The sequence below is a fragment of the Campylobacter concisus genome (assembly GCF_902460545.1).
Lineage (GTDB): Bacteria > Campylobacterota > Campylobacteria > Campylobacterales > Campylobacteraceae > Campylobacter_A > Campylobacter_A concisus_AE.
The window spans coordinates 88972-90351 of sequence record NZ_CABPUE010000006.1; the positions used below are offsets into that span (position 1 = coordinate 88972).

1 pseudogene is annotated in these 1380 nt (G+C 30.7%); it reads left to right on the plus strand.

Annotated elements, in window-relative coordinates:
* Positions 1-1329: pseudogene (locus FZ949_RS05245) on the plus strand (hypothetical protein); the annotation flags it as partial.
* Between the last annotated feature and the right edge of the window lie 51 nt (positions 1330-1380).

Genomic DNA, 1380 nt, shown 5'->3' on the forward strand with positions numbered 1-1380 from the left:
ATGATAGATTTTTCATTAAAGTCTATAATGAACGATATATTATCCGATATATTTCCATTTTATGGTTTTTTTATAGATAAATGCGGTGAGACTGTATGGAAAAGCGTCATAAGGACAATGTTTTATGTAGGCAAAGACGCTACTCCTCTTAATGTTGCCAAAGGTATATTTATGGCAACAGGTGGAGAACTTAGACTAGTTACATTAATAAAAGAAAAGCCTATTTTTAAGTTAATTAGTGCAAGCGATAAAAAAAATTTTAACCTTCTAAGTAGGCGTGAATTCTTTAAGATGCAAAAGCTAATAAGCAATGATTACCTTTTTTCATATTTTGATCGAAAGGCAAAAGCAAAAGGTAGAGATCAACTAAAACATCAAGAAAAATTAGCAAAAGACTATAAAGATATCACAAAAAAACTTATAACATTAAGAATAGGTACAGAATTTGTAAAAAATGCTGGAAAGGCAACAGTATCTAATATAACAAGAGCTGGACTTAAATTTTTAGTAGATAGTGCCTATAGCTCATCTTATGAACACCAAAAAAGATCTTATGAACTAATACTTCATAAGTATTTCACAAATAAATTTGATGAAACTTATGCTGTTAAGAATATATCTTATGAACCTTATTCAAATAAAACAAGTGAATATACCTACTATCCTATAGAGATATACTCATCTTTTATAAATATAGATCTAAAAAGAACTATCATAGGAGGAAGACTATCTAGCGGAGGACTAGACTATCATAACTTCTTCTACTATGACATAAACACTACTACAAACAAACTAGACTCTAATCTATCAAAAGATATAAGTCTAGATACTATGATATCTTATCTATGCCTAGATGAGCTAAGAACAGACAATAAAACTGATGAAGAGTTCTTTAACAACCTAAACAAAAGAAACAAGAAACTAGCATATACACCAAAAGAGCTTATGCTACAAGGGGTTAAAAGAGAACTAGATATAAGCCCATCAAACTCAATAGATATAAAACAAAGAGAGGGAATTTATGATATGTATAAGACAAGTAAAAGCACCTCAAAACAAGCCTTGCCAATAGACAAATACAACGAAGCTATGGAGATACTAGAAGACTTTAAAAATGGAAATTTAAACACTAATGGATCAGAAGTGGATAATAAATCAAGAAGACTACTAAAAGCACTAGATGTAATAGGCAACAACAATGTAAAGGGCATGTATGTGGGGTGTAAAGCATCTAAAGAAAAGGAAAGAAATAAAGAAGAAATTCCCCCTCGCCTAGTAGGTCGTCTAGCCACCACCATAGTCATGGAAGATGGTCTATATATAGGATAAGATATGAAGAAGATTATTTTTATCATCATAGCTCTTTTAGTAGTAGGATCA